The sequence below is a fragment of the Listeria sp. MAN/IMW/UF464 genome (genome assembly GCF_058683955.1).
Genome location: NZ_JBZWZP010000001.1, coordinates 903,366 through 929,377, shown reverse-complemented (window position 1 = coordinate 929,377; position 26,012 = coordinate 903,366). Strand labels below are relative to the sequence as shown.

At 36.6% G+C, this 26,012-nt stretch carries 25 protein-coding genes; 21 read left to right on the top strand and 4 right to left on the bottom strand.

The features are described 5' to 3' along the window. The first annotated feature begins 5 nt into the window (after window positions 1-5). From AC4PG0_RS04690 to AC4PG0_RS04680, 3 genes are all read left to right on the top strand, one after another. A complete protein-coding gene (locus AC4PG0_RS04690; RefSeq protein WP_033533540.1) occupies window positions 6-719 on the top strand; it encodes a PoNe immunity protein domain-containing protein in 714 nt (237 codons plus the stop codon). 141 nt (window positions 720-860) lie between these two features. Further along, on the top strand, window positions 861-1,193 hold the full coding sequence (locus tag AC4PG0_RS04685; RefSeq protein ID WP_492167389.1) for a PadR family transcriptional regulator: 333 nt from the start codon (window positions 861-863) through the stop codon (window positions 1,191-1,193). Next, window positions 1,186-1,509 carry a DUF1048 domain-containing protein gene (locus AC4PG0_RS04680; protein WP_033533285.1) on the top strand — a complete coding sequence of 108 codons (324 nt, stop codon included), beginning with the start codon at window positions 1,186-1,188 and terminating at the stop codon, window positions 1,507-1,509. Before AC4PG0_RS04685 ends, AC4PG0_RS04680 begins: the two co-directional genes overlap by 8 nt. Window positions 1,510-1,554: 45 nt before the next feature. On the opposite strand, the gene AC4PG0_RS04675 is transcribed toward AC4PG0_RS04680, so the two are convergent. Then, window positions 1,555-2,202 carry a FusB/FusC family EF-G-binding protein gene (locus AC4PG0_RS04675; RefSeq protein ID WP_033533284.1) on the bottom strand — a complete coding sequence of 216 codons (648 nt, stop codon included), beginning with the start codon at window positions 2,200-2,202 and terminating at the stop codon, window positions 1,555-1,557. 271 nt (window positions 2,203-2,473) lie between these two features. On the opposite strand from AC4PG0_RS04675, the gene AC4PG0_RS04670 reads away from it, so the two are divergent. The 3 genes from AC4PG0_RS04670 (at window position 2,474) to AC4PG0_RS04660 (ending at window position 6,907) form a co-directional block, all read left to right on the top strand. Further along, window positions 2,474-4,204: a pyruvate oxidase gene (locus AC4PG0_RS04670; protein ID WP_010990572.1), complete on the top strand. Its 1,731-nt coding sequence runs from the start codon at window positions 2,474-2,476 to the stop codon at window positions 4,202-4,204. 161 nt (window positions 4,205-4,365) lie between these two features. Continuing rightward, the gene (locus AC4PG0_RS04665; protein WP_033533283.1) at window positions 4,366-6,165 is read left to right on the top strand and encodes a methyl-accepting chemotaxis protein; all 1,800 of its coding nucleotides are present in this window, start codon (window positions 4,366-4,368) and stop codon (window positions 6,163-6,165) included. A gap of 13 nt (window positions 6,166-6,178) precedes the next feature. Further along, the gene (locus tag AC4PG0_RS04660) at window positions 6,179-6,907 is read left to right on the top strand and encodes a C39 family peptidase (protein WP_070753480.1); all 729 of its coding nucleotides are present in this window, start codon (window positions 6,179-6,181) and stop codon (window positions 6,905-6,907) included. Between the two features lie 39 nt (window positions 6,908-6,946). Here AC4PG0_RS04660 and AC4PG0_RS04655 read toward each other — a convergent pair whose 3' ends face one another. Further along, on the bottom strand, window positions 6,947-7,159 hold the full coding sequence (locus tag AC4PG0_RS04655; protein ID WP_010990575.1) for an LPXTG cell wall anchor domain-containing protein: 213 nt from the start codon (window positions 7,157-7,159) through the stop codon (window positions 6,947-6,949). A gap of 446 nt (window positions 7,160-7,605) precedes the next feature. On the opposite strand from AC4PG0_RS04655, the gene glmS reads away from it, so the two are divergent. The 6 genes from glmS (at window position 7,606) to AC4PG0_RS04625 (ending at window position 13,522) form a co-directional block, all read left to right on the top strand. Then, window positions 7,606-9,411, top strand: coding sequence for a glutamine--fructose-6-phosphate transaminase (isomerizing) (glmS, locus tag AC4PG0_RS04650; protein ID WP_010990576.1), 1,806 nt, complete (start codon window positions 7,606-7,608; stop codon window positions 9,409-9,411). A 112-nt stretch (window positions 9,412-9,523) separates the two neighbouring features. After that, a complete protein-coding gene (locus AC4PG0_RS04645; protein WP_187984031.1) occupies window positions 9,524-10,261 on the top strand; it encodes an FAD synthetase family protein in 738 nt (245 codons plus the stop codon). 85 nt (window positions 10,262-10,346) lie between these two features. Next, window positions 10,347-10,826 carry a DUF6530 family protein gene (locus tag AC4PG0_RS04640; RefSeq protein WP_003765864.1) on the top strand — a complete coding sequence of 160 codons (480 nt, stop codon included), beginning with the start codon at window positions 10,347-10,349 and terminating at the stop codon, window positions 10,824-10,826. Window positions 10,827-10,839: 13 nt separating this feature from the next. Continuing rightward, window positions 10,840-11,178, top strand: coding sequence for a GIY-YIG nuclease family protein (locus AC4PG0_RS04635; RefSeq protein WP_070753477.1), 339 nt, complete (start codon window positions 10,840-10,842; stop codon window positions 11,176-11,178). A 147-nt stretch (window positions 11,179-11,325) separates the two neighbouring features. Further along, on the top strand, window positions 11,326-11,721 hold the full coding sequence (locus AC4PG0_RS04630) for a DUF4064 domain-containing protein (RefSeq protein WP_003770937.1): 396 nt from the start codon (window positions 11,326-11,328) through the stop codon (window positions 11,719-11,721). 235 nt (window positions 11,722-11,956) lie between these two features. Then, on the top strand, window positions 11,957-13,522 hold the full coding sequence (locus AC4PG0_RS04625; protein ID WP_492167390.1) for a leucine-rich repeat domain-containing protein: 1,566 nt from the start codon (window positions 11,957-11,959) through the stop codon (window positions 13,520-13,522). Window positions 13,523-13,583: 61 nt separating this feature from the next. Here AC4PG0_RS04625 and AC4PG0_RS04620 read toward each other — a convergent pair whose 3' ends face one another. Further along, window positions 13,584-15,524: a MucBP domain-containing protein gene (locus AC4PG0_RS04620; RefSeq protein WP_492167511.1), complete on the bottom strand. Its 1,941-nt coding sequence runs from the start codon at window positions 15,522-15,524 to the stop codon at window positions 13,584-13,586. A gap of 558 nt (window positions 15,525-16,082) precedes the next feature. On the opposite strand from AC4PG0_RS04620, the gene AC4PG0_RS04615 reads away from it, so the two are divergent. Further along, on the top strand, window positions 16,083-17,972 hold the full coding sequence (locus AC4PG0_RS04615) for a MucBP domain-containing protein (protein WP_492167978.1): 1,890 nt from the start codon (window positions 16,083-16,085) through the stop codon (window positions 17,970-17,972). Here AC4PG0_RS04615 and AC4PG0_RS04610 read toward each other — a convergent pair. After that, window positions 17,969-18,628: a Crp/Fnr family transcriptional regulator gene (locus AC4PG0_RS04610; RefSeq protein WP_153648294.1), complete on the bottom strand. Its 660-nt coding sequence runs from the start codon at window positions 18,626-18,628 to the stop codon at window positions 17,969-17,971. The genes AC4PG0_RS04615 and AC4PG0_RS04610 overlap by 4 nt on opposite strands. Before the next feature lie 261 nt (window positions 18,629-18,889). Between AC4PG0_RS04610 and AC4PG0_RS04605 the strand changes: the two genes are divergently transcribed. The 8 genes from AC4PG0_RS04605 (at window position 18,890) to AC4PG0_RS04570 (ending at window position 26,002) form a co-directional block, all read left to right on the top strand. Further along, window positions 18,890-19,267, top strand: coding sequence for a GntR family transcriptional regulator (locus AC4PG0_RS04605; RefSeq protein ID WP_492167392.1), 378 nt, complete (start codon window positions 18,890-18,892; stop codon window positions 19,265-19,267). Beyond that, complete coding sequence (locus tag AC4PG0_RS04600; RefSeq protein WP_045554525.1) at window positions 19,251-19,940, top strand: ATP-binding cassette domain-containing protein; 690 nt, start codon at window positions 19,251-19,253, stop codon at window positions 19,938-19,940. Before AC4PG0_RS04605 ends, AC4PG0_RS04600 begins: the two co-directional genes overlap by 17 nt. Continuing rightward, on the top strand, window positions 19,937-20,641 hold the full coding sequence (locus tag AC4PG0_RS04595; RefSeq protein ID WP_003761048.1) for a hypothetical protein: 705 nt from the start codon (window positions 19,937-19,939) through the stop codon (window positions 20,639-20,641). Before AC4PG0_RS04600 ends, AC4PG0_RS04595 begins: the two co-directional genes overlap by 4 nt. A gap of 14 nt (window positions 20,642-20,655) precedes the next feature. After that, window positions 20,656-22,656: an ABC transporter ATP-binding protein/permease gene (locus AC4PG0_RS04590; protein ID WP_492167393.1), complete on the top strand. Its 2,001-nt coding sequence runs from the start codon at window positions 20,656-20,658 to the stop codon at window positions 22,654-22,656. 28 nt (window positions 22,657-22,684) lie between these two features. Further along, on the top strand, window positions 22,685-23,188 hold the full coding sequence (locus tag AC4PG0_RS04585) for a hypothetical protein (protein WP_003731229.1): 504 nt from the start codon (window positions 22,685-22,687) through the stop codon (window positions 23,186-23,188). A 142-nt stretch (window positions 23,189-23,330) separates the two neighbouring features. Beyond that, window positions 23,331-24,152, top strand: coding sequence for an SGNH/GDSL hydrolase family protein (locus tag AC4PG0_RS04580; RefSeq protein ID WP_492167394.1), 822 nt, complete (start codon window positions 23,331-23,333; stop codon window positions 24,150-24,152). After that, on the top strand, window positions 24,124-25,029 hold the full coding sequence (locus AC4PG0_RS04575) for an ABC transporter ATP-binding protein (protein ID WP_003770956.1): 906 nt from the start codon (window positions 24,124-24,126) through the stop codon (window positions 25,027-25,029). Before AC4PG0_RS04580 ends, AC4PG0_RS04575 begins: the two co-directional genes overlap by 29 nt. Then, complete coding sequence (locus tag AC4PG0_RS04570) at window positions 25,022-26,002, top strand: ABC transporter permease (protein WP_003761063.1); 981 nt, start codon at window positions 25,022-25,024, stop codon at window positions 26,000-26,002. The genes AC4PG0_RS04575 and AC4PG0_RS04570 overlap by 8 nt, the downstream gene beginning before the upstream one ends. Window positions 26,003-26,012 lie beyond the last annotated feature (10 nt).

The following is a 26,012-nucleotide window of genomic DNA, read 5'->3' as shown; positions in this document are numbered from 1 at the left end:
TAATTATGAGAGATATAAGAAAAGATAAAAAATATTTTGAAGAATATTTAACTAAAGCTGACCAAAGGTTATTAAAATTTAATGAGGTTTTAGAATTAGGCAAAATTAAATTTCCGAATAACAAGGAAAAAGAGCGAGAAGGCAACGGATTTTTATTAGATATTTCACTTTATAAATTGAACGCTTTATACTCAATGGGAAAGGAAATAGACTCGATAAGAAAATATTACTACGAAGTTGTCGAATACATGAAAAAAGGATGGAATTTTAAAAGCTATAATACTATGTTATGGATGGTTTCATGGGGAATATTGCTTGATGCCTCTTCTGAAGTAATGGAATCATTACATGAGTTACAAAGTAAGTCTAAAAAAGAAGATTTTCTAATTGATTATTTATTTCATGCAAATAATTCAAATTGGAAAATTAACACTAAAGAACTTTTATTTCCCAAGGATTTTAAAACTCTTCAGGAATTAGTTCAATTAGACGATAAAGAAGAAATGATAAATAAACTAAAATATTACTTAGAAAATGAGTGGTATAAAATTTATGATGACACTGGATGGCACGAATCACATAATCATTATGAAAAAATATATAGTGGTTATTGGAGCTGGGAAAGTGGAGCAATTGCAAAGATATTACAACTCAATGATAAAGATTTAAAGAATCTACCTTATTATCCTTATGACTTAGTTCATTATAAAGGTAATTAATATAAGACCTTCACGAATTTATATTTGTGAAGGTCTTATGATTTGAAAGAAAATATTTTTCTAAAAACCATTTGACAATCAGTCTACTTTGTATTACTATATACTTGTACCTAGTAACAACTAGTAGAGGAGTGAATTCAAATGAAAGGACTTACCGAGTTACTCAAAGGTAGTTTAGAAGGAATGATATTAGAGCGAATTTCTAAAGGTGAAACATACGGTTATGAAATCACCAAGTATCTCAATGACCTAGGTTTTGATGAAATCGTTGAAGGAACCGTCTACACCATTCTCGTTCGCCTCGAGAAAAAAGAATTAGTCAATATCGAAAAGAAAAAATCAGAATTAGGTCCACCTAGAAAATTTTACACATTAAGCCCAGCCGGCGAAGAAGAACTAGCAACTTTTTGGAAACGATGGAACTTTATCCAATCGAAAATCGTCCAAATTAAAGGAGGACCAGCATATGTTTAAATGGTACACAAAATACCGCGAAGAAAAACGAGACTATAAACAATACAAAAAAAGAATAGACGCGCTCCCAGAAGACTATAAAACAGCAATGAAAGCCGTTGAAACCTATTTATGGAACTTTGCAAAAGGCGCAGGGATGTTCGAAATCCTAAAAAACGTCCTCGAAATGTTCGAAAACGCAGCCGCTGATCAATTAGAATTAAAAGCTGTTGTAGGCGATGACCTAGCCGAATTCGCAGACAGCTTACTAAACGAATATCCAGAAGAAACTTGGATGGATAAACAACGCTCAAAATTACGTGATTCAATCAAATAAAAAACAGCAAGTCTCTCCGAATATAAGAGAGACTTGCTGTTTTTTTTATTTGCGTTTCTTCACAACTTCAATAAATTCATCTAATGTTTCGTGGGCTTTTATTTGCTCGTTACAAACATCGCTATCGTAGCAAATATAATTACCATTTGTCGTATAAACGCCATCACTAGAAGATTTCGTTTTCGCCATAAACAGCGATACTTTGGAATGCGTTTGGCAAATGGAACAAACACCCTTTTGAATCTCCGGAGAAATAGTCCCATTTACGCCGACCAAATTTCCGTCCTCATAAGTCACGATATATTTACGCTGCTGAGCAATATCATTCCAGCCGTAAAAAGTATAATCGCGCAAATCAAGTTTCGACCATGCAGGAATTTTTAATTTTTTCGTTTTCGCAAAAAGTTTTTTAAGTTTCACATCGCTAGGCGGAACGAAAGGAATCACATAGGCTTTTAACCCCTCTAAAAACGGCTCTGCTTCTTTGGTTGAAGTAATCGAATGGAGCTCGCTAAAAAGTTCCTTATGCTCTTCTAGCACGCTCTCCGGAAATAGTTCGTTGATTTTCTCCTCCGTCAAAGACTTTAACGCCTTCAAAGTAGATTTATCATTCGCGGACCGATAAGCGCGTGAGACATTTTCTAATTGTTTTTTGATAAAATTATATTGGTATGGTTCGATAAACTCTTTCATTAATAATTCTCCTTTAATAGTTTAATTTTGGTTAAACTAGCTGAAGGATTGAAGAGTTTATTTCACTCTTACTTTCTAAACAATCCTAAAGCCATTGTTAGAAAGTCGAGAGCAGTGCAATTTTGTTTGCATCTCTTTGATCACCACCTTGCCTTCATTATAAGCACTTCTGAATTGTTCGTCAATTCTCTTTCATGAATATTCTTCCAAAAACAGGGTAAACGAAAACTATTGGACATTAGAGAAAACATCCATGGGAGGAGAAAGTATAATGAAAAAAGTAAAAGCAAGTGAAACACTCGTACAAACATTAAAAAATTGGGACATCGATCATGTTTATGGTTTACCCGGTGATTCGATTGATACCGTGGTCGATGCACTCAGAAAAGAACAAGAGGCAATTGAATTTATTCATGTGCGTCACGAAGAAGTCGCATCACTAGCAGCAGCTGCCTATACCAAATTAACCGGCAAAATCGGAGTCGCTTTATCTATCGGCGGACCTGGTGCGATTCATCTTCTAAACGGTATGTATGATGCAAAAATGGACCACGTACCAATGCTCGTTTTAGCTGGCCAAGTGACAACGGACGTCTTAAATACGGGCTTTTTCCAAGAAGTTAATTTACCAGCTATTTTTGAAGATGTTGCCGTTTATAATAAACAAATCGATAATGCTGAAACGCTGGCAGATGTTGTTGATGAAGCGATTCGAACTGCCTATCAAGAAAAAGGTGTCGCTGTCTTAACAATCCCAAATGATATTCCATCTCAAGAAATTAAAGCGAGCCTAAAAGCAAAACCAGTAAAATTTGAACAAGAAATTCCAAAACTAGACGAAAAAGCAATTCAAGAAGCCGTAACATTAATTGATAAAGCTGAAAAACCAGTCATTTTAGCAGGCTTAGGAACAAAACACGCTGGACCAGAATTAATCGCTTTTGCAGAGAAAGCGAAAATCCCGATTATTCATTCTTTGCCAGCAAAAACAATCGTTCCAGATGACCACCCAAACGCACTTGGTAACCTTGGTAAAATAGGAACGAAACCAGCATATGAAGCCATGCAAGAAACTGATTTACTCTTAATGTTTGGTAATGATTATCCTTATAGCGACTACTTACCTAAAAAAGCTGAATGTATTCAAATCGATATTAACCCAGCCAAAATCAGCAAACGTTATCAAGCGACAGTTGGTTTAGTTGGCGATGCCGCAGAAATAATTAGTAATTTAACAACCAAAATAGCACCGGTTGAAGAACGGAAATTCCTTCAAGCATGCCAAGAAAATATGCAAGAATGGTGGAAATGGTTGGAAGAAGATATTTCGCAAACAACGGACCCAATTGCCCCAGAAGTCGTGATGGCTAATATCCAAAAAATCGCTGATAAAGATGCTATTTTCTCCATTGACGTAGGAACAGCAACAGTTTGGAGCACGCGTTATTTACACTTAACACCAGAAAATGACTTTATCGTATCTGCATGGCTTGGTACAATGGGCTGCGGTCTTCCCGGAGCTATCGCAGCGAAAAAAGCCTATCCAGATCGCCAAGCAATTGCAATTGTCGGTGATGGTGGCTTTTCAATGGTTATGCAAGATTTCGTAACCGCGGTGGGTCTTGATATGCCAATGATTGTCGTCGTTTTAAACAACCAACAACTATCATTTATTAAATATGAACAACAATCTGCAGGAGAACTAAATTACGCAATCGACCTTCCAGACATCAATTACGCAAAATTCGCCGAAAGTTGTGGCGGAATTGGTTTCCGAGTAGAAAAAATGGCGGACCTAGAAGCTGCTTTCGAAAACGCCAAACTAGCAACAAAACCAGTTATCATCGACGTTTCCGTGGATAGCGCAGCCGCTCCACTACCAGGAAAAATCGTGATGGACGAAGCATTAGGTTACACCAAATTCGAAATCCAATCAGTCCTAGAAGACCACCGTTTCGCCAAAATGCCACCACTTAAAACTATTTTACGTAGATTTTTATAAAAAATAAATAAAAAAATAACAATATCACCCATTTTACGCCGATATTCGCTAGTTATTATAATGTTTTTTTATTAAAACTAATTATTTTACAATAAAATATGGAGTTTTTTTAAAAAATATGAGATAATGAACTAGAATTAGAGAATAGGAGTGTGGAATGGGTGAATTTAATTAAAAATCGTAAATTGAAAACAAAACTAAGCATTAATATTATTATAACCACCATCATGTTAATCGGACTTGGCGCAACGAGTTTCCTTGGATTTCGTCATGTAGCGACACTTTCAGATAATATGGTTGATAATAATGTTGCTCCAATGAAAGAAATCGCAAAAATCCAAACAAACATGGCACAAATCAATATCGACATCCTGACCATGTTCGATACTATCAACGGAAAATCAACCCTTATTAAAGATATTGATACGCTTTATGCTGAAAATGACCAAGCAATCCATAATTTCAAAAAAGCCAATTTAACAGCAGAAGATAAAAAACAATTAGCTTACTTTGAAGAAAAATTAGCGGATATGAAGTCAGCGGCATCCTCTGTCATCAGTGATACTTCAAGTGCGCTGGACGACGCAGAACTTTTAGGAGCACAAAATCGATATTACCAAAATGTTAAAACAAAATTTGACGATGCTACAAAACAATTAAACGTTTTAAATGATATGAACTATAATGAAGTCGAAAAATCTTCGCAAGCTATTTCTGATTTTGGCGTAAAAATTAGTTTAATCTTCACAGCCGTTATCATTGCTGTACTGATTTCACTATTCATTTTCAACGCTTATATTACACGCGTTATTTTAAAAGGAATTCGTCACTTGCAAACAGCTGTACATAAAGTAGCAAGCGGTGATTTATCATACCGTAGCACATACAATGGTAAAGATGAGCTAGGCGACATCACGAATGACCTAAATGAAATGAGCGAAAACCTAAGATTAATGATTGAAGATATTAAAAAAGCTTCTACAGACGTTAAATCTTCCAGTGATAACGTCATTATTAGTTCTGAAATTATTTCTGCAATGACAACAGAGATGGACATCGAAATGAAAATGATGGGCGAACAAATCCAAACGCAAATCGGTAGCATGAAAGAAAGTACCGATGCAATGGATCAAATGACAGGCGGCGTTCAAAACGTTGCGGAATATGCCCTGAAAGTATCTGACTTAACAAAAGACTCCGCAGAAAAAACAAATGATGGAATTGCTGTTATTAACAATTTAGTATCACAAATGGATCGTATCAGCGGTGTAATGCGTTCGAGCACAGACGTCGTATCTCAACTCGTTAATCGTGTTGGCGAAGTCGAAAAAGCACTTGATACCGTTACAAATATCGCTGACCAAACGAACTTGCTAGCCTTAAACGCAGCAATCGAATCCGCACGTGCTGGCGAACATGGCCGCGGCTTTGCAGTTGTAGCTGAAGAAGTCCGTAAGTTAGCAGAACAATCTCGTCTTGCTGTTGTCGACATTAATACGGTACTGAAAAAAATCCAAACCGAATCAAAAACAACAATTGAAGTAATGAACACTGGGCTTTCCGAATCAGAAGCAGGTCAAAAAATCATTTCTGAAACAGAAGCGACATTTACAGATTTACTCAACCGTGTGAACGATATTTCCGCTCAAATGCAAAACGTCTCTCAAGAAACAGAAGAAATGGCTGCTGGAATTGAAGAAGTAAACACATCGATTAGCGACGTAACAGAAATCTCTAACCAAATTGGTGAAAAATCCACAGCCGCACTTGAATTCGCGGAAGTTAACAAAATGAAAGTGGACGAGCTAGTAGTTATCTCAGAAGAAATGCAAAAAATTTCCGGCTCATTAGAAGGGTATATCGCCAACTTCAATACCGAAGTAAGCGAAGAAGTGGTCGAAGTAGAAGAAGAACCGGAAACAAAAGAACCCGGAGAGCCAATCCTAGCTGAAAATGTCTAGGTAGCTTGTACAAATGCGAATTTGGATAAAATCACTACTTGTTATTACAGCTTGTATATTTAGTTTGACCCTTCTAAATACGAAATATACCTTTTATTCACCAACCGTCAAACTCGAAAGCGCCAAAGTAGTTTATAAATTAGACAATGAACCTTTTAATGTAAGACTCGACGTTCCTCTCGTTAATCAAATGGATGCGCCTATACTTTTTAACGGCTGTGAAGTAACGAGTCTTGCAATGCTCCTACAGTTCACTGGGAAAAATGTTACCAAAAATGAATTAGCAGCGAACCTTCCAACCACACCTATTGAACAAAACGGCTTACACGGAAATCCTGATAAAGCATTTGTTGGGAGCATCAGTGGAGATAGTAAAGGGCTCGGGGTGAATCATGCTCCCATCGCCAAACTGGCTGCTAAATATGTTAACGAAGCGCATGTACATGACATTAGCGGCAATGATATAACCGATATTATAACCGTACTTAGCACAGGAGCACCCGTTTGGATTATCACAACGACCGATTACCATGCACCAAAAAATTGGCAAACCGTCCAAACAAAAGAAGGAAAAAAGAAAATCACTTATTCCATGCATAGTGTTGTCATTACTGGATTTGATAAGGAGAATTTTTATATCAACGATCCATACGGACATAAAAATCGCGCTGTAAAAAGAGCTGTCTTAGAAGAAGGCTGGTCCGCCATGGGAAAACAAGCTATTTATTTAAGCAAACCATAAAAAAACGTTTGGAAGCATAAGCAAGCTTCCAAACGTTTTTTATATTTTTTTCTTAATGAAAAGAACGACTGCTAAGACTACTAGAAGTACTCCGATAACAATCGGCCAAACCGAAAATGCATCCCCGGTCGAAGGTAAAAGTGACGCATTACTTGTATGCTCGAGTGCATAAACCGTGCTCACACGAAAATAAATAAAACCTAGCGAAAAAATTAAAGCAATACTAGAAACTATTTTTTTTGATAAAACCATACGGCTCGCTCCTTTTTCTATCATAACTATATTATTAGTCATTTGTTATTTTTTGTCAATGTATAGACCAATTTTAAACAAACGGCTATATATAATGCTTGACCTAGTATACATATTATTGTAAAATAGATTTGTTTCCTTGAAAAGTATTGAAGGAGGATAGTACAACTGAATAGAAGCGCCAGAACTGATTGGGACGAAAATGCTTAAAGGTGAAATTCCTGGAAAGTAAACAATCAGTTGACGAGGAGGAGATTAATCGAAATTTCGGCGGGAGTCTCCCGGCTGTGCATGCAGTCGTTAAGTCTTACTTACAAATCATTTGGGTGACCAAGTGGACAGAGTAGTAATGAAACATGTTTTTTACCCTCCAAGGAAACCAAAAAATGTAGAGGGCTTGAAATTGGACAAGTCTGCCCTCAAGTTAATTATTGGAGGAATTTATTATGTGTGGAATCGTTGGATATATTGGAACAAACAATGCAAAAGGTATTTTATTAGAAGGACTTGAAAAATTAGAATATCGCGGTTATGACTCAGCAGGAATCGCCTTACAAAACAAAGACTTAGTAACAGTTGTAAAAGAAAAAGGACGGATTGCAGACCTTGCGAGCCTTGTACCAAGTGATGCATTTGGTACAACAGGAATCGGTCATACACGCTGGGCAACTCATGGTAAACCAAATCACGAGAACGCTCATCCGCACCAAAGCAAATCAGGCCGTTTTACTATTGTTCATAATGGTGTAATCGAAAACTACACGCTTTTAAAAGAAGAATATTTAAAAAATCATTCATTTATTAGTGATACAGATACAGAAGTAATCGTGCAGCTTATTGAATTATTTGCTGAAAAACTTTCTACAAAAGAAGCATTTAAGAAAGCTTTATCGTTACTTCACGGTTCATACGCAATTTGCTTAATTGACCAAACGGATACAGAAACACTATACGCAGCAAAAAACAAAAGCCCATTACTAATCGGAAAAGGCGAAAACTTCAACGTTATTGCAAGTGACGCAATGGCTGTTCTTAAAGAAACCGATGAATTCGTGGAAATTATGGATAAAGAAATCGTTATTGTTACAAAAGACGGTTTTACATTAGAAACATTAGAAGGGGAAGAAGTAAGCCGCGCAAGCTACACTGCAGAACTAGATGCATCTGACATCGAAAAAGGCACTTACCCGCACTATATGTTAAAAGAAATCGACGAACAACCAGCAGTAACACGTAAAATCATCCAAGCTTACCAAAATGAAGCTGGGGAAATCAATGTCGATCAAACAATCCTTGATGAAATTTTATCTTCTGACCGTATTCACATTGTCGCTTGCGGAACGAGCTATCATGCTGGTTTAGTTGGAAAAAATTTAATCGAAAAAATGGCGAAAATTCCTGTAGAAGTACATGTTTCTAGTGAATTTGGATATAATTTACCGCTAATGTCTAAAAAGCCGTTATTCATTTTCATTACGCAAAGTGGGGAAACTGCCGATAGCCGCCAATGTCTTGTAAAAGTGAAAGAACTTGGTTACCGGACGTTGACATTAACGAACGTACCAGGCTCTACGCTTGACCGTGAAGCAGATCATTCGATGTATCTCTATGCTGGACCAGAAATTGCGGTTGCATCAACAAAAGCATATACCGCACAGATTTCTGTTTTAGCAGTACTTGCAGTTTCACTTGGTCGCGAAATTGGTGACGCTGAAGCACTTAGCATTAATTTGGCTGCTGAATTAGGTATCGTTGCAACTGCAATGGAAGCAATGGTTTCTAGTAAAGAAGTCATCGAACATATTGCGGGCGAATACTTAGCGACTTCTCGTAACGCTTTCTTCTTAGGTAGAAACATCGATTATTTCGTAGCGATGGAAGCAGCACTTAAACTAAAAGAAATTTCTTATATTCAAGCAGAAGGTTTTGCAAGTGGGGAATTAAAACATGGTACTATTGCGCTTATCGAAGACGGCACACCAGTTTTAGCACTTATTACGCAAGAATCTATCAATTGGAATATTCGTGGAAATGTAAATGAAGTCTTAGCACGCGGAGCAAAAACTTGTGTATTTGCAATGGAAAACGTTGCACAACCAGGTGATCGCTTTGTTATTCCACAAGTACATCCATTATTAACACCACTAGCAAGTGTTATCCCGTGTCAACTATTAGCTTATTACGCAGCACTTCACCGTGACTGCGATGTCGACAAACCAAGAAACTTAGCAAAAAGTGTAACAGTAGAATAAAGTATTCAAGACCTTTTCGAAATTAGAAAAGGTCTTTTTTTATGCAATCAATAAATTTGCACGACCCCCTTGTTATACTATAAACTTAGAGAGGAATGGGGGAAATCAGCCAATGGAAGTATCACACGTAACACTCGAACCAAATAAAGATAGTCGCCCCGCAGTATTAACAATCGGTAAGTTTGACGGGGTTCATCTTGGTCACCAAACCATTTTAAATACAGCTTTATCCATCAAAAAAGAAAACGAAATTTTAACTGCTATTAGTTTCAGCCCACATCCACTTTGGGCTTTAAAACAAATCGAAATATACCGCGAAATGCTCACACCAAGAATGGAAAAAGAACGCTGGCTCGCGCATTACGGGGTAGACCATCTCATCGAAACAGCTTTTACACCAAGGTATGCGGAAACAACACCAGAAGAATTTGTTACGGACCATTTGACCAATTTACAATTATCGCATATCATCGTTGGTTCTGAGTTTAATTTTGGAAAAGGGCGCGATTCTGATGTGGATTTACTGCGGGACCTTTGCAAGCCCTATGGTATCGACGTCACATCTGTCCCAGTAATTGAAACAAACCAAACAAAAATCAGCTCCACAAACATTCGAGCTTTTATTCGGCGCGGTCATTTCCTAGAAGCAGAACAACTCCTTGGTCACCCGTGGTATATTACCGGAATGGTAGAAAATGGTGAAATGGTCGGCTTAGATGACTATGTTCTTCCTGCAACCGGCACTTATCAAACCGACAAGAATCTCGTAAAAGTGACGAATAGCAGAACTATCAAAGTAGATTTACCAGACGGACTACAACAATTACATATGAAAAATGAACTTTCCTAGTCATTAGGAAAGTTTTTCTTTACATTTTATAAAATTAGTAATATACTAATTTAGTAAATTACTAAAATTTAAAAGGAGAAATCTAATGAAGATTCCAACTACCTTAAAACATAAACCAGTGATTGTTGCCGAAAATTACGAAGAAGTAGACGGTAAAAGCGCGTATCATTCGGATGCAAAAGGTCTTTCGCTTGGTCTTGCGCAGTGGAATGATCGTGGAAAAGTAGATATTTCAGCCAAAGTTTGGCGTCATACGGGCGATAAATGGTCGCGCCAATCCGAAGAGCTTCCATTACACCGCGTACTTGACTTAGCTATTTTAATTGCAAGAACGAAGGTTCATTTTAAAGATGCTTATCGTTTACCTAATTTTTACGATAAAGAAAATCCAACGCTTGACCGTATCGGCTTGCAAGGGGATGCGCTAACTATCGCAGTTTGTGAAGATAACGAGTATATCGACGAAGACATTCAATTATTCGAACAAGCATTAAAAAATGATGATGAGCTACTCAGCGAACGCCTCAAGACACTTAGCAAACTTTTACAAGAAGCAGGATACTAAGGACGTGAAACAAATGGATAAAGAAAACCGCAAAGAGCTGATTCGGGCATACAAAGAAAAAGCCCCTGACGCTGGAGTATATCGTTTTATCAGTACCAAAACAGGCAAATACTTAATCGATAATACAATGGATTTAAAAGGAATAGCCAATAAACTTGCTTTCGGAGTGAAAATTGGAGCGGGAAATATGCTACCACCAGAAATGGCAAAAGAAGCAACTGAACATGGTATCGACACCATTCAATTTGAAATTCTTGAAAAAGTAGACATTAAACCCGAAATGACAAAAGAAGATATTAAAGAAGAAAATGATGTACTTCTCAGTTTATGGCTAGAACGCGAAGATATTTAAGACCTTTTCAGACAAGAGGTCTTTTTTTTATAGTTAAAATTGTACAATAAAAAGATAATTTAAATAAAAATACACTAAATGTCTACATTTTTCGTGTGAATTAATGTTATACTAATAAATGACTATAAAAAAGGGAGGTTTTACAACATGAATCCAAGAAAACCAGAATTCATTCTAACATTAATAGCAGGAATTACAGGTATTATCGCTGGTATTACAGGAATCGCAGGTGGAGGTATTCTTGCTGCTTTATCTGGTAGCGAAGAACTATCTGGAGCTGCAACAATGTCTACTACTGATACAGAAGCACTTGCTGCTGCTGGAGGTTTCGCAGTAATTTTATCTGCAATCGCTTTAGTCATTGGTATTGCTTTGATTGTTTTCGCAGTATTAATTAAACGTAATGCGAAAGTATTTGGTATCTTGACGCTAGTTGCTGGTGTAGGTGGTTTCTTCTTAGTTAGCTTACTATGGATCGTTCCAGGCGTACTTGCAGTTATCGCAGGTATTATGTGCCTAGCGAGAAAAGTACAAACTTTCTAAAAGGGGCTTTAAAAAAATAGATTGTAACAATGTGAGAAATCATTTTGTTTACAGTCTATTTTTTTTACTAAAAAAGCACTGAAAATCAGTAAATGTTTATCGAATTTCACATTTTATTCACATTTTAAATATAATTCGGAAAATTGAGTCTAATTTTAGTACTTGTTAATTTTGTGTTGATTGTATACTGGTTAAGTACCAATTTCATAAATAAGCGTTTATACATCTAGGAGGAATGATTAACTACATGAAAAAAACAATCACAATGTCGCTACTAGTCGTATCTCTCGTCTTAATTAGTTTTATTAGTTCTCCAAACGCCAATGCAGCCGAAAAAAGTATTTTAACATCACCGAAACCAATAAATGAGGTTTTTCCTGATGAAAATATGGCTAAAGTAATAGCTGAAGTCACTTATAAGAGTAGTTCAGCAGATGAAGTATCTCAGGCAGATTTAGATAATATTACAAAGTTAGATGGCAGCACCTCTGACCGTATGCCGGGGCCAATAATTTATTCGATAGAGGGTGTCGAGTATCTTCAAAATTTATCGGAATTTAATATTTCTGGGCAGTCTGTAAGTAACATTTCACCGTTAGAAGGATTATCAGAGTTAGAAACTGTATATATTTCTGAAAATAATATTAATGATTTATCACCACTTAGTAAATCTCCAAAAATAAAAATATTAGATGCATCGAATAATAATATAAGTGATATAAGCACACTTAGCTCATTGCCAAATTTAAATTCGGTAAGACTAAATAATAATAGTATAAGTAATATAAGTGTGTTAAGAGATTTCCCGGCAAACCAATTTGTTTATATTTATTTGGCCGATAATAAAATCAAGGATATTAGCCCGCTCGCTGGTAAATCGTTTCAACAATTAACACTTAACAATAATGAAATAAGTGATATTAGTCCATTAAGTAAGATGACACTATATTCAGAGGATCCATTGGCCGATGATTTTTATATTGATATTAGCAATAACCACATTAGTGGTATTAGTTCGTTGAAAAATGCTGATTTTGGCAAATTAGATTACTTTTTTGCAGAGGATCAGAGTATTGTCAATCAACCCAAAGCTTTTTCTACAAATTTTACACTGGAAAATAAAGTGAAAAATATCAATGGAACACTTGTGACGCCGAAGAATATTAGTAATAGCGGTAGTTATTCAAATGCTATCTTATCTTGGCAACTTCCAAGCTTCGTAGCAAATCTAGATTATTCTTTTTCTGAGACAACTCAGATTGGCAGGTCAACAGGGGAATTTAGTGGGAAGGTCACACAATCCCTTGTTGGAGGATATACAGTAACCTTTGACAATGAAGGAACACTATCTACAAGGACTTTTGCTAGTGATGAATTAGTAACTGAACCCGCAAAGCCTAGCAAAACAGGGTTCACGTTCACTGGTTGGTACGATGCAAAAACTGGTGGAAAGAAATGGAACTTCGCTACAGATAAAATGCCAGCAAACAATATGACACTATATGCTCAGTATGAAGAACAAACAACAGATCCAGCTGATCCAGGAAGTCCAGTTGCCCCAACAAAACCAACAGATCCAGTTAAACCGGATGAAATAGTCTCCTCCGAGGGATCGGGTGATATGGAGATTAAGGGAGAACAATCTGGAACTATAGCGGCATCAGAAAACGCAACTTCTTTAGATGACTCAAAACAACAAAGAACACTACCAAAAACAGGTGATACTAACTTATACTTGGTGCTGATTGGGCTATTATTTGTTGGATTTGCTAGTTTACTTTGGAAGAAAAAACAAATTTAAGCCATTCAAAAAGACGATAAACCGAGGTTTATCGTCTTTTTTTATTAATTATTATTCGGATTTACAGCTGTTTTTTTCTCCAAAGAACAATAGCAGAACTTAAAAGGAAGATTCCTACTAGTGAAGGAATTAATGGACTCTTATCACCAGTTTTTGGAAGTTTTGGCATTCCTACTGTGCTTGATTCTGCTTTTGTTATCGATTTGTTATAAGTTGTTTTGTTCGATGGTGATTTTTCTGAACTGTCTTCTTTTTGATATACAAAAGTGACTTTTTTCGGTGTTTGATCAAATGTTCCGAGCTCATTAGAGGGCTCTTTTTTTAGTGTGTATCCTGTTATTTCTTTATGAGGGATTTTATACGTTTTTCCAATTTCTCCTTCTACTATTAAAGGATTACTGATTGGCGTGTTTGTGGAATCAACAAATTCTACTTCGACTTTACCAATTTTTGCTTTTAGTAAAGATTTGTCTTTAGTGTACACGTAATTAACGCTTTGTTTAGTATCAGAAAATGTACCGTTCGCATTTGTTGGTGTTGTAGTTAGCTTATAACCTTGAATTGTTTTGGCAAAAGAAGAATAGGAATCTCCAATATTGCCATCTAAGACAGTTTGTTCTGCTAACTCTTTACCTGTATCGCTCACATAATTAATTGTTACAGACTCAGCAGGAATAATATTTTTAGTGTAAATGTAATTCACTGTTTGTTGGTCTGCTGTTAATTTTCCGTTGGCGTTTGCTGGTGTTTCTACTAATGTGTATCCTTCAATCGTTTTTTCTGTAGAAGTATAATCATCGTCTATAAAACCAGTGAATGTTTCTGATGGCGCTAGTTCTTTACCTTTATCATCAACATATTTTACAGTAACTGGTTTAGCAGGAACGGGGTCTTTTGAATAAACATAAGTGACTGTTTGTGGATCGTTTAAAAAAGTACCGTTCGCATTAGCTGGCGTTTCTGTAAGTGTGTAGCCAGGAATCGTTTTAGCTTCAGACGTATAATTTGCTTCTAATAAACCTTTTAAAGTTTCAGAAGGAGCAATTGTTTCTCCTGTGGTACTTTTGTATTCGACTGTGACATCGGAGCCTTCTGGAGGAGCTTCCACAACGATTGGCACCCGTACTTTTGCAAATGGGTTGGAGGTAGTTGATAAGGTGCTTTTAATCGTAATGAAACCTTCACCTTCTGTTGTGGCTACCCCGTTTTCAAGCGTTGAAGAACCGTCGTCGTAATATTCGAATTCGTGAGTAGGGTATAACGCATTATTTGAAGCTAATGCTAGTTTGGATTTATCAGGAGTCAGTTGTTTAAAGTCTGTTTTGTAAGGAACTACGATTGGATCGCCTTTATAAACCAATTGATCTTGCTTTTGACGATAATTGTAATTCTCTAACATGTTTCCGCCATTATTATAGTTATCTAAATAATCAACAGGAACATCTGAAGTAATTTGATTTCCTTCTGTATCTATAATTAGTTGGCCACTGCGGCTAGCCCATTTAGTTGTAAAAATCTTATCAGGAATGGAAATTAAATTGTTATTACGAACATCGAGACTTGATAAATGGGAAGACATATTCGTAATTTCTTCAGGGATTTCACTAATATTATTTCGTTGTAATAGAAGCGAATTTAAAGCTGGTAGGTCATAAACAACTGTTGGAAATTCAGTCAGCTTATTATTATAAAAACTTAAAAAGGTTAGCTTTTTGAGTTCACCAATACTCTCTGGTACTTCCGTCAAAGTTCCTTGTGTTATATAAAGCCTAGTTAAATTTTTATAGTCTGTTATATTATCAGGTATAGAAGAGGCGCCTACTGGATCAAGAGAAGTGATTGTTTCTACATCTGCTAGTGTAATATCTTCTCGTTTTTTATTGAGATTTCTCTCTGTTGCCGAGATGAAAGCTTCGTTACCATCTAATTCTGTTTCAATCCAGGACGTCGGTTCAGTATTAGCTTTTGGGAAAGTGAAGGGGACGAGTGTTGCGAGTAGCATGGAGCAAATGAGGATTAGAAAAGTTTTTCTCAAGAGGTATTGCACATCCTTTTATAGTTTGTTTTATTATTTATGAGTTAATTATAGTCCTTTCCCATATTTTCGTAGTACTAAAATCAGACCTAAAAATCGCGTGTGATTTCTTAAATGTGACTATTCGGTGACAAAATCACAAAAATGGCGAAAAACAGGGTTTGTTCAAATTTAGACCCGATTTAACTGTTTTATAACTATTTTAGATGCTGTTTAGACTAAAGGGAGCTATTTAGATGGTATTGATTTGAATGCTTTTTTGAACGAAAAAACAAGTAATATCAATATGTTATCGGATTTTATTTCTACGGATACTTGCTTTGTTCATGAAAATAATTTTCGATTTTTTGAGGTAAATGTGTCAAAGGAAAGTGCTTGGAAATCAAAAGGCATGCTGCTTTTATGATATGAAATGTTCGAAAAATGTTCACAAATGGTGATTTTAGGTACCTTATTAGGCATTTTAATAATATTGTTTAGCGTATAATTTTAGGAGTAATCAAAAACACTGGAGGTTATACATTAATGAAAAAAGCTTTTCTTTATCTTTCTGCTGTTGTTCTCTCATTAAATTTTGTTTGGGGTTTTCCCATTTCCGGAATAGCATCAGAAACAACAAAAGAAACAAATCAACCAATTAATTTAAATCAAAGTAATACAGATATTGTTACTTCTGAAGATTTAGGAGGACAAGCGTGGTTAATCAATGAGGTAAATAGACAATTGGCGCCGAAAAAAGTCGGTGTTGATCTAACTTTTGAGGATTTGGCTAAGATTAAGACCATTTCTTTAAGCAATAGGTCGCTTACGGGAGAAGTCCCACCAGAGATTAAAAACCTAGTGTCTCTCGAAAGACTTTTACTTTATAGTAATAATTTATCAGGGGAGATTCCTAGTGAATTAGGTCAATTACAAAAATTAACAGAACTGCGCTTAGATTATAATCAATTCTCAGGAAAAATTCCGGATGGTCTTGGAAATATTCCTTCCATCGCTTTGCAAGGTAATAAATTAGTCGGGCAACTACCTTTAAGTTTGTATGAAAATAGAACTGGCGCAAATGAAGTAAATGTTTCTGGTAACCAAGTGACGATTAACAGTCAAAAACCAGAACCAAGTGTTTACTCAGCGTATACGTTCATTTATCCAGCTAATACACCAGAGTATAGCGGTCATATTAAAGCAAATAATTCTTTTATTTCTAATCTAACTAATGATATGGAGCTTACGCCATTTTTAAAAAATAGTCCTACATTTATTAATTTACAAGTAGTATATATGTTTGACTCGGAATTGTTTGATGGGCATGATGTGACGATTACCGATACGAATGATGGTAAGGTGCTTTATGATGGGGCGCTGACATCAGATGTGAGTATTCCATTAACCGACTTTAAATCTGGCGTACACGTAATTAAAGTAGTTCTTGATAATGCGACTAACAATCCTCAAAACCAAGCAACTTTTTTAATTGATATTTTACCGGTTAAGGCAAAGGATTTAACGGTTAAATATGTGGATGAAACAGGGGCAGAGATTCACGAGTCGCAAACGGTAAGTGGAAATGTAGGCGATGACTATGATGTGACGACGCCTGAATATGAACTAGCAATTGATAAATACGAACTCGATACTAACCAACTACCAGAAAATGCAATCGGGACACTTAGTTTAGACGAGCAAACGGTCACTTATGTATATAAAAAAGCAGACGGAGCACCAGTCACAGTAAAATATGTAAACCAAGATGGCGAGGAACTAACCACTTCAGATATTTTAACAGGTAAATTAGATGATACGTATCAAGCTGAAGCAAAAGAAATTGCTGGATTTACATTAGATAAAAGTAAACTGCCAGCAAATGCAAGTGGCGTATTCGAAACAAACTCGCAAACAGTCACTTATGTTTATCAAGCAGTACCTGCGAAAATTAAAGCGCACGATTCGACGATTTATGTAAACGATGCATGGAGCGGAGAGGACAATTTTGATGGTGCGATAAATTCAGTTGGTATCGCTGTTTCCTTTAGTGATGTGCAGGTGGACGGTGAAGTTGACACCACGAAAGCAGGTATTTATCCGGTCACTTATAGCTTTGGCGGCGAATCAATAACAATTAATGTAACGGTTAAAGAAAAAGCCGTTCCAGCGCCTCCAGTTACACCGCTAAACCCTGTAGTACCAGCGCAACAAAATAACGAAACTACACCAGCTACAAACCACCAAACTTCAGCAGAAAAGACAGAAACAATAAAAATAACGCCAACTCAAAGTGAAAAATCAACTATAGCTGGTAAATTAAAACTTCCAACTACTGGCGATAAACTTTGGGATAGCGTTTTGTATAGCATGTTTGGCTTAATATTTGTATTTGCAGCGCTTGGATTATTACGCCGTAAACACAAACAAAATTAAATATCTAAGGAGTCCTTATCTATCCGATAAGGGCTTTTTTTATTGACTAAAAATTCTTCGTCTACAAGCTCTGTGAGTAAATTAGATATGTTTGGCTGGGTTGTACGGCAATATCTTGCAAGGACTGACTGATTGATAAAGTTTGGTAACACAATCTCATTTCTTTCTTCATCTTCAGCGCCCATCTCTACAGCAAGATTTTCTAAAGCCATGTAAATCCGTTCTTTAGGTGTTTTTGCAATCATTCCAAGTAGTGCATAGTGGCGAGCAAAAACGTCAGCAATACTTGTCAAAAGAAAATCATTCACATCAGGTTTGATCGATAAAATGTTTAGTAAAAAGTCTGCTTCTATTTTATAGAGCACCATTTGCTCACTCATGACGGTAATACTATGTTTTTTCTTTGGAAATGACGAGAATGCGTCAATCCCTAACACATTATTTGGAAGAACGAATATTGAAATATAGTTTGTTTTTCTTAAATTGTCCTCTAATTCTACCGCAGCATAACCTTCCACAACAAAAAAGATATGTTTTGCTTTTTCTTGTTCAAAAATAATTTTTTCATTCATTGTATAGGTTTTCTTTGTTACATATTTATAGTAGTCAGGAAATTCTTTTAGATAACTGAGCACTGTATTGAATTTTTCCGTCATTAGGACCACTCCTTTTTTACATATTTACCCATTTATTATACCTTAATTCTTTTCAAAAAGAGTTATGAACAGTTTGTGACTCCTGCTAAAGTCGCTTGGAGAGAGGGATAAAAGTTTGAAAAGAAATTTTGTAGTGGGAAAAACGCTTGCTCGATATATGAAGTATATAAATGAAGCGATTTTCCTTTGATATAGTACATTCATAGCCAGTGTTACCCAAGTGGTACGGTGATACGGACAGACAGGCGAAAGGAGGAAATTATGAAGTTTGATGATAGTAAACCCATTTATAAGCAAATCGTTCATTATATTCATACAGAAATTGTTACAGGAACATACGAGGCTGGTGACAAGCTACTATCTGTAAGAGAATTAGCAACAAAGTTAGAAGTAAATCCGACAACCATCCAGCGAGCTTATGTAGAACTGGAAGAAGCGGGAATTATTTTCACCGTTCGCGGTACTGGTAAATATTTGACAGAAGATAAGAGGAGAATTGAGCAATTGGAAAATGACATCGCAAAACAACTTACCGAAAATTTTATTAGTGAAATGAGTAAATTAGGAATTAATAAAGAAAAAATCATCGCTTGGGTGAAAAAAGTAGAGGAGGTAGAAGTAAATGTTAGTGGGAAATAATCTTGCTAAATCCTATCCAAATAAATTAGTCTTACAAAATGTGGACTTCGAAGCAAAACCAGGCGATATGATCGTGCTCACTGGTGAAAACGGCAGCGGGAAAACGACTTTGCTAGATATGTTAGCAAATTTGAAGAAACCAGATAGCGGCACATTACAACTAGATAATGAAGTTTTCATAACGAGTGAAATCCGTCAGCAAATCGCTTATCTAAACAATGAACTTTACGCTAAAAAAAGTATTACTATAGAAGAATTTATGAAACAACATGCGCTTCTTTTTGAAAATATGGATTTAGATAAGTGGGAAAGACTACTTTCAGGATGGCGCATTAGTAAACGTTTAAAACTTGGTGAACTATCGACAGGTATGTTGATGAAAGTGAAAATTGCTAGTGTTTTAGCAAGACAAGCCAAAGTGTATCTTTACGATGAACCATTTGCAAGTATTGATATTATGGCTCGTTCAGAAGTAATGAAGGCTATTATTAGCGAAACAGAGCCAGATGCTATCACGATTATTTCTTCGCATCATTTAGAAGGAACGGAAAAATTATATAACAAACTTTGGTTAATTAAAGATAATACATTAAAAACAATAGAAACAGAAACTTATCGCGAGAGAACAGGCAACTCATTAATCGATTTCTATAAGGAGGAAATGAACAAATGACAAAAATGATTACTTTTTATTTAAAACAAATTAGTCCTATTCTTTTGATTGGACTTGCAATTATCTTGGGGCTGAACTTTCTAGGGTTCACGATAAATCTACTGGAGGGAACGGATTTACTTTTTAGAGCGATTCGAGGAACGACGGTGATAAGCTTAATTCTCGTTCTTATCACAACTTGGAAAATCACGAAACTCGACACATCGAAAGAAAACTTAACGCTCGCTTCTCTTTCCGGATTTTCGGAAACAAAGAAATTTTTCGGAAAACTATTTGCTGCTTATTTATCAGCAATTGCAGTTATTTTACTTCAAAGTGCTTTTATTTGGTATTACGGTTTTGAAACAGGACGAATTGAAGCAGGCGATGCGTTATCGTTTGTATCTGGAACGCTGATGATGTTTTTATTTATCGCTATGTTTGTTTGTTACTTTGTTATTCCGGTAGGTTGGTTAAAAGATCACGTGAAGGCTAGTTCTCTTCAAAAAGCAGCCGTTGTTCTACTTCTTTTTGCAATCCTAATAATCAATTTATTAGCTGAATACTACTTGCATATTTATAACAGTGCGGGAATTATCTCTATTTTGCCAAATGGTCATTTTGAGATTTCACTTCTTTCTATTGTTTGGAATGTAGGATTATGTTCAGTTATTGCAGGCAGTTATATCTATATGAAGTCTAAAAAAATGGATACTATTTGAAAGTAGGAGAATACATGTTAGAAATTAAGCACTTAAAAAAATCTTACAAACTTGGAAAGAAAAACGAGACTCCTGTTTTGAAAGATATTAATGTGACGATTCAAGACGGGGAATTTGCGGCAATCATCGGGAAAAGCGGTAGCGGTAAGTCCACTTTGCTGAATATTATTAGTGGGCTAGATACCGACTATTCCGGACAAGTTTTATACAATGGCGCTGATTTACAAGATATAGACTTAGACGCCTATCATTTTAATCATATTGGTTTTATTTTTCAAAGCTTTCATTTAGTTAACCATATGTCTGTTATTGAAAATGTCAAAGTTCCTTTATATTTGAATGCCGAATTATCGGAAAGTGACCGAAATGCGAGAGCGCTAGATTTGCTGAAACAAGTTGGATTAACCGAATTTGCTAGTAAAAAACCAACGCAACTTTCTGGTGGACAAAAGCAACGGGTAGCAATTGCGAGATCGCTTGCTAACAATCCAGATATGATTATTGCGGATGAACCAACCGGAGCGCTTGATAGTGTAACTTCAGAGGAAATCATTAAGCTATTAAAAACGTTAGCGAAACAAGGAACAACAGTCATCATCGTCACGCATGATTTAAATATTGCAGACCAAACCGATGCGGTATTACGACTAGCAGATGGAGAAGTAATTTCATTTGAACGGAAAAAAGAAGTTATCCAAAGAGTTAGCCACAAAAATGAAAAAAAGTTGCGTCTAAACTGGTGGGCCACTGCTAAAATTTCTTTTAAAAGCTTTTTCAATAGAAAGTTTCGGAATTTGCTCGTAGCACTTGGGACTTCAATTGGAATTATCGCCATTTTATTAGCATTCGGGCTTGGGAATGGAGTAAATCAAAGTCTTTCAAAGATTTTTGGAACGACTTTTTCACCTAACCAGATTACGACTTATTATAAAGAAGATGGTGGCTCGAAATCACCTGAACCGACTACTCCATTAACGAGTAGTGAAATTAAGAAAATTAAGCAATTGTATGAAGATGAAAACATTACCGAAATTTATGAAAGAACTACTGTCCAAGGCATTAAATTTGAATACGATAGCGAATATTTGAAAGGTATTTCTGGTGAAATGCAAGAAGCCAACTTTAAGCCATCACGCTATGAAGATTTGACGGTCAAAGATGAATATCTTCTAAGCGGGAAAATGGTAACAAGTGATGAAGCAGGAGCAGTTATCCCTTCTAATGTAGCAAGAGCTATTCTTGGGAAAAAGGATTCTGATGATATAACAAAAAGTGACGGCGATAAACTCATTGGTAAAACAATAACCTTAGTTTATGCCGGAAGAAATAGCGACACAAAAAATACGGTTAAAACAGAAACAATTATTACTGGTATTACAAATCCATCTAAAGAAGGTTTTGCTAGGGGATTTGACGTTTCTACAAAAACAATGAATGATTTTATTAAAACAACTGGTATTGAAAAACCGATTTTATCTGTAGATGCATTCACAAAAACAACAGCACAAGCAGAGGAAATCGTTGGAAAATATGAGGATGACAAAGACTGGGCGAATTATTCGATTACTAATGCGAATGCTTTCGTAGATACATTTAGCCAGTTTACCGATATTATTGTGTACTTGATTGCCTTTATTGCAGGTCTTTCGCTGGCTGTTGCTGGCGTGATGATTGCTATTGTGCTTTATATCGGTGTGGTTGAACGAACAAGAGAAATCGGGGTATTCCGAGCAATTGGTTATCGAAAACGTCATATTCGCGGACTTTTCATGATGGAAGCAAGCTATATTATTATTTTAGCAAATGTACTATCAAGTCTTGTCGCCGTGACAATTGCAAAAATAGCTAGTCCTATTTTAGAAACGAACATTGGTTTTGAAGATATGATTCACATTTCGTTCTGGAATTTCCTTGTCACACTCGCAATAACAATTACAATTGGCTTTATTTTCTCGATTTATCCAAGTAATAAAGCAGCAAAATTAGATGCAGCAGAAGCTTTAAGATCAGAATGACCCAACTAACAGAAAAGAGGAATTTAACATGAAAAAACCACTAAAAATCAGCTTAATCGTCGTAGGAATCGCAGTAGTTATATTTGCAGGAGTGATGCTATCCTACCGTTTTATTAAATCAATGGACGTTACTGAAAATGCCGAAATAAACAAATCAGCTACAGGAGATCACGTATTGCTGGCAACTCAAGGTAGTAAATTTAAAGACAGCGTAATGGATCAAGTGAAAAAAGACATGGAAGGCAAAAACGTACATGTTTCGATTATCGATACAACAAAACTAGACAAAGTAAAAGCAGATGATTATGACAAAGTAGTTCTATTCACTACAGTACAGTCCGATGATATTCCAGAAAACGTAACCACTTTTATGAATGATAATAAAGATAAAAGTATCCATATTGCGGTAACAGCAGATTCTGGCCGCTGGGATGATAAACCGAAAGATATTGATGCAATTTCCGAAGCATCGAAAGCAGAAAACAAACAAGATTTTGTCGATGATTTAACGAAAGCAATTGTAGCGGAATAAGAATGAGAGAGCACTCACCTTTAGGGGTGAGTGTTTTTTAATATCAGATAAATTTGCTAAAAACGCTATATCGTTATTCCCATTTTAAAATATGCTATACTTAGGGACAAATAAACCTCAAGAAAAAGGCGGGTGGTAGTCATTGAAGAAGAGTAGAACGGTTCAAATTCTTTTCGTTTTTTCCGTTATTGCGCTAGTTGTTAGTGTTGTTGGTGTAGCGTCAATTTGGTACGGGCAAAAAAATCATCAAGCAAATAATACAAATTCAGCTGCCCAAAAAGATACTACTGTAACGAAAAAACAAGATACCTTTAAAATAACTGCACTCGGCGACTCACTTACATATGGCGTTGGTGACACAGAAGGCGGTGGGTATGTTCGGGTTGTGGAAAATTTCTATAAACAAAAAGAGAAAAATGTCGAGAACGTCAATCTTGCTATTAGCGGGGCGAAATCAGGACAATTACTCAAACAATTGGAACAAAAAGAAGTACAGAATCAAATAAAATCAGCTGATGTAGTCTTAATGACAATCGGCGGCAATGATTTATTTCGCGGCGGGGAAGCACTTGATGATTTCAAAAGTGATGCGATTAAACAAGCCGAAGCAAGCTACACGAATAACTTAAAACAAATTTACCAAACGATACGAAAATTAAATCCATCCGCGCCAGTTTTTCATATTGGGCTCTATAATCCGTTTATGTCGTTAGAAAATGCGAGTGAGATGTCGGCTGTTGCGAATGAATGGAATTTAGAGAGTCAAAATCTATCACAAAATGAGAAAAACATTATTTACGTACCAACATTTGATTTATTTCAACAAAATGGAGCGGCTTATTTAGCAAGTGATAAATTCCACCCAAATCATGCGGGATACCAGTTTATCGGTAATCGGGTGACAGAAGTGATACAGACGGGAGGGGGAAAAGGCGATGACGGAGCTAGCACTTCAAGTAACTAACCTGCATAAAAAAATCCGTAAACGAGAAATTATCAAAGGGATTTCTTTTGAAGTTATGCCCGGAGAAGTATTCGGTTTTCTAGGACCAAATGGAGCGGGCAAAACAACTACGATTCGAATGATCGTGGGGTTGATTAAACCAACATCTGGAACGATTTTAATCGGTGGAAAAGATATTCGAAAAAATTTCACCGAAGCAATGCGCGGTCTTGGCTCTATCGTGGAAAATCCGGAATTCTATACATTTTTAACAGGGCAAGAAAATTTGGCGTATTTTGCCCGAATGGATCCCTCGATAAAAAAAGAACGTATTCAGGAAGTAACTGAGCTAGTTGGGCTGGAAAAACGGATAAATGACCGAGTTTCCACCTATTCACTTGGTATGCGCCAGCGTTTAGGCATTGCCCAAGCGTTACTTTCCAGTCCGAAATTATTAATTCTTGATGAGCCCACAAACGGTTTAGATCCATCTGGAATTCATGAAATGCGCGACTTTATCCGTGCGCTTGCCAGAAATGAAGGAATTAGCGTGCTCGTTTCTTCGCATTTATTAAGTGAAATTGAGCTTTTATGTGATCGGGTGGCGATTATGACAGACGGGACGATTATTAAAACCGACCAAGTTTCACACCTCCTTAGTTCCCGCGCACAATTACGCTGGCTGGCGACTCCTTTTGAACAAGCCAAAGCATTTTTGGCAAGTGTAACCGAAGTCGAAGTGGACGGCGAATATCTCGTGACCGCAGTGAATGAACGTAGCGCCGAATGGAACGAACAGTTGGTTGCAAAAGGCATTCAAGTCCATGAAATCGACAAGAAAAAACCATCTCTCGAAGACCTATTTCTTGAGTTAACAGGAGGTCATTCGATTGATTAATTTAGTCTATAATGAACAGCTAAAACTTTGGCGCAAAAAGCGACTCATCGTTATTTTAGCATTGGTAGCAATTATCGTAGCGATTTTCACGTATGCGCAGTTCCGGCAGTATCAAGAAGATGAAAAGCAAGCTGGGACAAGTGATTGGCATGTACAGACTCAGCAACAAATCGTCGACCTTGAAAACAGACTCGGCACAGGGCGACTACCCGAAGAATATCAAAAATATTTCAAAGTGCTTGTCGGGCAACTACAATATTATTTAGATAATGACATCAATCCCAATGCACCTGGAGCACCAACTTTCCTAAAAACGTTTGTCGAAAATGGTATTAGTTTGTTGTTTCCACTTTTTATCATGGTAATAGCAGCCGACTTAATCAGTGCCGAAACAAGCGCGGGAACGATGAAGTTCCTGCTGACAAGGCCTGTAAAGCGATGGCGGATTTTGACGAGTAAATATATATCGATGCTACTCTCGATTTCCGCAATTATGGTATTATCCGCCGTTATTGCCTACCTGATTTCTGGAATTGTCTTTGGGTACGGTGGCTGGGATGCACCAGTTCTCACCGGGTTTGGTGTGAAAGATGGCGCGATAACGACAACCAATGTGTACCAGCTTCCGGTTTGGCAATTACTGCTCATGGAGTTCGGACTCGCGTGGTTTGTCAGTGTTGTGGTCGGTGTGTTAACAATGTTTGTATCCGTGCTAGTTCGGTCCACGGCCGCCGTGATGGGAATTATGCTTGCTTCACTCATTACCGGAACGATTTTAACCAATCTCGTTAGCTCTTGGCCAAGCGCAAAATATCTATTTATGGTCAATTTACAACTAACGAATTACTTGAACGGCTCCAGTCCACCCGTCGAAGGAATGACATTGAATTTCTCGATGCTTGTGTTAACAGCGTGGATGGTAGTCGCTTTCATCTTATCCTATTTTATTTTCACAAAACGAGATGTGTATTAAAGAGCGCTTA